The sequence below is a fragment of the Bradyrhizobium altum genome, assembly GCF_020889705.1.
In the GTDB taxonomy this organism is placed as follows: Bacteria; Pseudomonadota; Alphaproteobacteria; order Rhizobiales; family Xanthobacteraceae; genus Bradyrhizobium; species Bradyrhizobium altum.
Map to the genome: position 1 here is coordinate 1 of NZ_JACMYP010000365.1, position 7,017 is coordinate 7,017.

At 64.4% G+C, this 7,017-nt stretch carries 8 protein-coding genes and 1 pseudogene; all 9 read right to left on the reverse strand.

The window, feature by feature from the left end:
- Positions 1-303: pseudogene (locus tag H8B02_RS43565) on the reverse strand (hypothetical protein); the annotation flags it as partial.
- Between the two features lie 100 nt (positions 304-403).
- On the reverse strand, positions 404-1,735 hold the full coding sequence (gene serS, locus H8B02_RS43570; RefSeq protein WP_229171950.1) for a serine--tRNA ligase: 1,332 nt from the start codon (positions 1,733-1,735) through the stop codon (positions 404-406).
- 200 nt (positions 1,736-1,935) lie between these two features.
- A complete protein-coding gene (tatC, locus tag H8B02_RS43575) occupies positions 1,936-2,730 on the reverse strand; it encodes a twin-arginine translocase subunit TatC (RefSeq protein WP_229171951.1) in 795 nt (264 codons plus the stop codon).
- Positions 2,727-3,230 carry a Sec-independent protein translocase protein TatB gene (tatB, locus tag H8B02_RS43580; RefSeq protein WP_229171952.1) on the reverse strand — a complete coding sequence of 168 codons (504 nt, stop codon included), beginning with the start codon at positions 3,228-3,230 and terminating at the stop codon, positions 2,727-2,729. Before tatB ends, tatC begins: the two co-directional genes overlap by 4 nt.
- Before the next feature lie 160 nt (positions 3,231-3,390).
- On the reverse strand, positions 3,391-3,624 hold the full coding sequence (locus H8B02_RS43585) for a twin-arginine translocase TatA/TatE family subunit (RefSeq protein WP_050400528.1): 234 nt from the start codon (positions 3,622-3,624) through the stop codon (positions 3,391-3,393).
- Between the two features lie 147 nt (positions 3,625-3,771).
- Positions 3,772-4,641 (reverse strand): SMC-Scp complex subunit ScpB, encoded by an 870-nt coding sequence (gene scpB / locus H8B02_RS43590; protein WP_312001552.1) that lies wholly within the window; start codon positions 4,639-4,641, stop codon positions 3,772-3,774.
- Positions 4,642-4,717: 76 nt separating this feature from the next.
- Complete coding sequence (locus H8B02_RS43595; protein WP_229171954.1) at positions 4,718-5,539, reverse strand: segregation and condensation protein A; 822 nt, start codon at positions 5,537-5,539, stop codon at positions 4,718-4,720.
- Positions 5,536-6,558, reverse strand: coding sequence for a beta-N-acetylhexosaminidase (gene nagZ, locus H8B02_RS43600; RefSeq protein WP_229171955.1), 1,023 nt, complete (start codon positions 6,556-6,558; stop codon positions 5,536-5,538). Before nagZ ends, H8B02_RS43595 begins: the two co-directional genes overlap by 4 nt.
- Before the next feature lie 46 nt (positions 6,559-6,604).
- Positions 6,605-7,017 (reverse strand): SPOR domain-containing protein (locus H8B02_RS43605; RefSeq protein WP_229171956.1); only part of this gene is annotated, 413 nt, incomplete at its 5' end.

Genomic DNA, 7,017 nt, shown 5'->3' on the forward strand with positions numbered 1-7,017 from the left:
CTCTACGACGGGCGCGGCCGCAGCCGATTTCGATTTCAGCCTCGCCAGCAGCTCCTCGATCGAGGGCACCGATTCCGCGTCAAGCGGAGCACGCGGCGCGGTCGGCGGCATAGCCCGGACCGGAGGAGGCGGCGACGCGACGGCTGCCGGCGCGGGCAGATCGGCCGGCGCCAGTTGAGCGAACTTGCCGCGCGCGATCTCCAACGCCTTGTCGAAATCGGGCCTGTCGATCCAGACCTTCGATTGTATCTCGGTCACGCGGGCTTCCCACAAACGCGCGGCCTCGATGTCGTAATAGCCCATCTGCTTCTGATTGATCAGCTGCAGACCGTGGCCCGTGACGGCCCATTGTCGACCAAGCCAGTGGATGTCCCGATGGAGCGGCATCACACTGGCCCTCGCCTCACATGCCGTGCTCGATGACTTTGAGCCCGCCCATATAGGGCTGCAGCACATCGGGCACCGCGATCGAGCCGTCCTGCTGCTGGTAGGTCTCCATCACAGCGATCAAGGCGCGCCCGACTGCCGTGCCGGAGCCATTCAGCGTATGCACGAAGCGCGGCTTGCCGTCGGGGCCGCGATAGCGCGCGTCCATGCGACGCGCCTGGAAATCCCCGCACACCGAGCAGCTCGAAATCTCGCGATAGGCGCCGCCATCGCCCTGCCCCGGCATCCACACCTCGATGTCGTAGGTCTTCTGCGCGGAAAAGCCCATGTCGCCGGCGCACAGCGTCATCACCCGATAATGCAAATCGAGCTTCTGCAGCACCTGCTCGGCGCAGGACAGCATGCGCTCGAGCTCGTCCTTGCTGGCTTCGGGCGTCGTGATCGACACCAATTCGACCTTCGTGAATTGGTGCTGCCGGATCATGCCGCGCGTATCGCGTCCCGCAGCTCCGGCTTCGGCGCGGAAGCACGGCGTCAGCGCGGTGAGCCGCATCGGCAGGTCTTTTTCGTCGAGGATGGACTCGCGCGCGAGGTTGGTCAGCGAGACTTCCGCGGTCGGAATCAGGCCGAGGCGCTCGCTGCGCAAATCGGCATTCGGCGCCGCGAGCAATTCGCCCTTGATCGCCCAGAACTGATCGTCCTCGAATTTCGGCAACTGGCCGGTGCCGAACATCACGGCGTCGCGCACCAGGAGCGGCGGATTGATCTCGGCATAGCCGTGCTCGCCGGTGTGCAAATCGAGCATGAACTGCCCGATCGCACGCTCGAGCCGCGCCAGCCCCTTCTTCAGCACGACGAAGCGCGCGCCGGACAATTTCGCCGCCGCCTCGAAATCCATGTATCCGAGCGCGGTGCCGAGATCATCATGCAGCTTCGGTGCAAAGCCGTAGTCGCGCTTCTTGCCGAACACATGGTGCTGGACGTTGCCGTGCTCATCGGTGCCGTCGGGCACCTCGTCGAGCGGCAAATTGGGAATCGACGACAGCTCCTTGGTCAGCTCTTCATCTGCCGACTTCGCCGAAGCCTCGAGCTCCGGCATCGTGGTCTTGAGTTCTGCGACCTCGGCCATCAGCTTGGCCGCGCGCGCCTCGTCCTTTGCCTTCTTGGCGTCGCCGATCTCCTTGGATGCCGCGTTGCGCCGCGCCTGGGCCTGCTCGGAGGCCAGGATCGCGGCACGGCGCTTCTCGTCGATCGCCAGCAGCGACGGCGACAGGGGCCCGAGTCCGCGGCGTTTCAGGCCGGCGTCGAAGGCTGTCGGGTTGTCGCGGATCGCTTTGATGTCGTGCATGGCGGGGAGTCCTAACGTCGCGCTTCAAGATAACGTTGCATGTCAACGTTTGCGGCGTGCCTCAACTAGCACAAGTGTCATCGCCCGCGAAGGCGGGCGATCCAGTATTCCAGAGACGTCAGTGTGTCGCCGAGAAGCCGCGGCGTACTGGATACCCCGCTTTCGCGGGGTATCACGCCCGGATCTGTGACGAAATCACCCTACTCGGCCGGATTGGTCGCCGATGGCGCGCTCGAGGTAGTGGCCTTCTTCTCCACGATCCCGACCGAGATGATGGCGCCCTCGTAGAGCAAGAGCAGCGGGATCGCGAGCGAGGCCTGGCTCAGCACATCGGGCGGCGTCAGCACGGCGGCGATGATGAAGGCGATCACGATGAAGTAGCGCCGCTTCTCCTTCAGCATCTTCGAGGTGACGATGCCGATGCGGCCGAGCAGCGTCAGGATCACCGGCAGCTGGAACGCGATGCCGAAGGCGAAGATCAGCGACATCATCAGCGAGAGATACTCGCCAACCTTGGGCAGCAACTGGATCTGCGCCGTCTCCGTGCCGGCCGACTGCTGCATGCCGAGCGAAAAGCGGGTCAGCATCGGGAAGACCACGAAATAGACCATCATCGCGCCAAGCACGAAGAACACCGGTGTCGCGATCAGATAAGGCAGGAACGCGTTGCGCTCATGCTTGTAGAGCCCGGGCGCCACGAACTTGTAGATCTGCGTCGCGACGATCGGAAACGAGATGAAGCCGGCGCCGAACAGGGCGAGCTTGAGCTGCGTCAGAAAATATTCGAGCAGCGCGGTATAGATGAATTTGGAATTTTCCGGCCCTGCCACCCAGATGAAGGGCCAGACCAGGACGTTGAATATCTGCTTGGCGAAGAAGAAGCAGATGATGAAAGCGACGCCGAAGCCGAGCAGCGCCTTGATCAGCCGCGAGCGCAGCTCGATCAGATGATCCATCAAGGGGGCCTTGCTGGCCTCGATATCTTCGGCGCTCATGACGCCCTCGCGTCCTTGAGCACGTCAGGCTGTGGCGGCGTTTCGTCCTGCCCAGGCACCGGCTCGGGCTTCACCTCGCTGGTGATCGCGAGCGGCTCGCCGGCGGCAGCGTGCGTCTCGGCCTCGACGAAGGTTTCCGGTGTCGGCGGTGCGGGTGTTGTCGGAGTGACCGGTGCGTCGATCGCGGAGGCGACCTGCGCATCGACCGGCTTGTCGATCTGCAGGGCGTCGCTGACGTCCTTGTGCAGCGAGGTCATGATATTGCCGCTGGCGATGCCGGTTGCGGCCTCCCTGACCTCGTCAAAACTCTTCTTGAGGTCGGCCATCTCGGCCTCGCGCATGGCCTCCTGGAACTGGCCCTGGAATTCGGAGGCCATTTTCCGCGCCTTGCCCATCCATTGCCCGACCATGCGCAGCACGCCCGGCAGCTCTTTCGGGCCGATGGCGATCAGCGCGACGACCGCGATGACGACCAGTTCACTCCACCCGATATCGAACATGAATTTTTCCGCCTAAGCGCGCCGCCATCGGCCCCATTGGTCCTAGCAGGATGTGGGGCTGCCGGCGCCTTTTCTCAATCGGCGTCCATAGCGCTTCCGAGCGACGGCGTCACCGTTTCGCGCAAAGAAAAACGTCGAAATATGCGTCAGTACAGGCGCCTTAGACGGCCTTGCTGCCGACATCCTGGCGCGCGGCCGACGGCGCCGCATTGTGGTCGATCGCCTTGGTGGACTCCGGCTTGTCCGCGACCTTGTCGTCGTCCTGCATGCCTTTCTTGAAGGCCTTGATGCCTTGGGCGACGTCACCCATCAGGTCCGAAATCTTGCCGCGTCCGAACAGCAGCAGGACCACTGCGATCACGACGATCCAGTGCCAAATGCTCAGCGAACCCATCCTGCAACCCTCCAGAAATGGCCGGCGGACCGGCCTGAACTTTGCCGGAAGTTAGGCCCGCGGGGTGTCAAAAACAAGGACCTCGGCCGCGGCAAATCGCTGTCGCGGCTACGTAATATTGCTAGGCTTAACCGGGAATATTCCGGGCTATTCGCCCTTCTCCTCGGCGCCGTCGTCATCGTCCGCATGGTCGATGCGCTCGTCCGGCTCATCAGCGTCAGGTTCGGCCGCGTCAACCTCGGCGGCAACTTCCGCTTCGAGGTCGGTTTCGGCCTCGGCTGTCGTTTCAACCTCGGCAGTCCCAAGCTCGGCAGCCTCGACCTCGGCAACCGCTTCGCTGTCGGTCTTCGGTTCCGCGGCTTCCGGCTCGACGGCCGGCGCGAGCAACAGTTCCAGGGTGTCGCCGGGCTCGAGCGGCTCCTCGTCCTCCCGCAGCGTCGCATCATCCGATGGCGAGGGAACGGAAAAGCCGGTCGGCAGGCGCGAGTCGAGCAGACCGGTGCCCTTCAGCTCCTCGAGCCCCGGCAGGTCGCCGAGCGCTTCCAGGCTGAACTGCGACAGGAAGGCGTCGGTGGTTCCGAAGGTCAACGGACGGCCCGGCGTCTTGCGGCGGCCGCGCGGACGGATCCAGCCGGTCTCCAGCAGCACGTCGATCGTTCCCTTCGACGTGACCACGCCGCGAATCTCTTCGATCTCGGCGCGGGTCACCGGCTGGTGATAGGCGACGATCGACAGCACCTCGATCGCTGCACGCGACAGCTTCCGGGTCTCGGTGCTCTCGCGCGTCATCAGCCACGACAGATCGCCGGCGGTGCGGAACGTCCACTTGTTGGCGACCCGAACCAGGTTGACGCCGCGCGGCGCATATTCCGCCTGCAACTGTGCGAGCGCCACCTTGATATCGACGCCGTCGGGCATCCGCTTTGCCAGCGTTGCCTGATCGATCGGCTCGGCCGATGCGAACAACAGGGCTTCAAGGAGCCGCAATTCCTCAGGACGCGCTACCGGATGATCCATAGGAGAAACCTCCTCCTCGGGCTCGTCTCTGCGCACTTCCGCCAAGCTTGCCATGGGCTTGCTCTCCTTCTTCCACTTACTCAACCGACAGGTCCGGCGCAGCCATTACGGCCTGCGCTTGACGCTTTCGGAAATAGATCGGCGCGAACGCCTGCTTCTGGTTGATTTCCATCTCGCCCTCGCGAACCAGTTCGAGGGCAGCAGCGAAGCTCGATGCGAACACCGTGGCCTTCTGCTTGGGATCGGCGACGTAGTTCATCAGGTACTCGTCGAGGCAGCTCCAGTCCTCGGCGAGGCCCACCAGCCGCTCCAGCGAGGCGCGCGCTTCCGCCAGCGACCACACCGTCCGCTTCGCCAGATGCACTGAAGTCAGTACGCGCGAGGCGCGCTGTGTCGCATAGGCCGACAGCAGGTCGTACAAGGTCGCGGTGAACTTCGGATGCTTGATCTCGGCGATCGATTCCGGATTGCCGCGCGGAAAGATATCGCGCTGGAACTGCGGCCGGTTCATCAGCCGGTTCGCCGCCTCGCGGATCGCTTCCAGACGGCGCAGCCGGTTGGCGAGCGCGGTCGCCATTTCCTCGGCACTCGGCCCCTCTGCGCTCGGCGGCTCGGGCAGCAGCAGCCGCGATTTCAGGAAGGCAAGCCAGGCCGCCATCACCAGATAATCGGCGGCAAGCTCGAGGCGGATTTTGCGCGCAGCCTCGATGAACGACAGATATTGGTCGGCGAGCGCAAGGATCGAGATCTTCGACAGGTCTACCTTCTGCTGCCGCGCCAGCGTCAACAGCAGGTCGAGCGGGCCCTCATAGCCCTCGACGTCGACCACCAGCGCCGGTTCGCCCTCGGCGAGGTCCGCCGGCCGCCCGGTCTCAAACGATAGAATTTCAGCGGTCATGCCGTCCCTACCCGATCCAACAACGCATCCAGTTCAGCCCGTGCCGCCTGCCGGTCGAGCGGCTCAGGCTGCTTCCGCGCGGCGAGCGTCGCCTTGGCCCGCTCAAGCGCCTTGCCGGCCAGTTCCGGCGTCTCCCGCGCGACCTCGCGCATTTCGTCGATATCGCCGTTGCAGTGCAGAACCATGTCGCAACCGGCGTTGACGATGGCGCGGGTCCGCTCGGCAATTGATCCGGCCAGCGCATTCATCGACACGTCATCACTCATCAACAAACCTTGGAACCCGATCAGGCCGCGAATCACCTGTTCGATGATTGTCGCAGAAGTCGTCGCCGGATGGACGGGGTCCAGCGCGCTAAACACAACATGTGCAGTCATCGCCATTGGCAGGTCCGCCAACGGCCGGAACGCGGCGAAATCGGTCCGTTCCAGCTCTATTCTCGCGGTATCGACCGTCGGAAGCCGGAAATGGCTGTCCGCGGTGGCGCGGCCATGGCCGGGAATATGCTTGAGAACCGGCAGCACGCCGCCCTGTTCCAGCCCGTCCGTGACCGCGCGGGCGATCGCCGCGACCTTGTCCGGTTCGGTTCCATAGGCCCGATTGCCGATCACCGCATCTGCGCCCGCCACCGGAACGTCGGCCAATGGCAGGCAATCGACGGTAATTCCGAGATCGATCAGGTCGGCCGCAATCAGCCGTGAGCTGAGCCGGGCCGCTGTCAGGCCGAGCTTCGGGTCGATGTCGTAGAGCGCGCTGAAGCTCGCGCCGGGCGGATAGACCGGCCAATGCGGCGGTCCGAGCCGCTGCACCCGCCCGCCCTCCTGGTCGATCAGGACCGGCGCGTCGGCCCTGCCGGCCGCCGACCTGAGTTCCCCAACAAGAGCGGCCACTTGGGCAGGGCTCTCGATGTTGCGCTTGAACAGGATGAAGCCCCATGGCCGCTCGGCGCGAATGAATTCGCGTTCAGCGTCGTTGAGGATCAGCCCGGATACGCCCGTGATGAATGCGCGGTTGGTCATTCGGCCGATTAGGCCGTATGCAGCTCACGGGTCAAGGAAACGGCCTTTAATTTCTTTGGATGAGGCACTGCGGCCCACCGGCCGACATCAGGCTCCGGCACAGTTGGTTCGCCTCTTCCGACGACGCGAACGGGCCGGCAAAGGCGCGGTAATAGACGCCCTTCTCCCCGAGATCGACGCGTTTCACCACCAAAGGCTGTGAACCGAGTACACTGCGGTATTTGCCCTGCAGCGTCCGATAGGACGACTGTGCGTCCGCCTCGTTCTTCTGCGACGACACCTGGACCAGATATCCACCGCCACCAACGGAGGCGGTCGTGTTAGATGCAACCCGGGTCGGAGGCGCGGCCGGGGCTGCGTCAGCCTGCCCGGGAACCAGCGCCATTGGGGCGTTCACGCTGGCATTGGCCGCGGCCGGGTTGCCGCGCGACACCGGAGGCTTCGCTGCGGCCGCAGGCT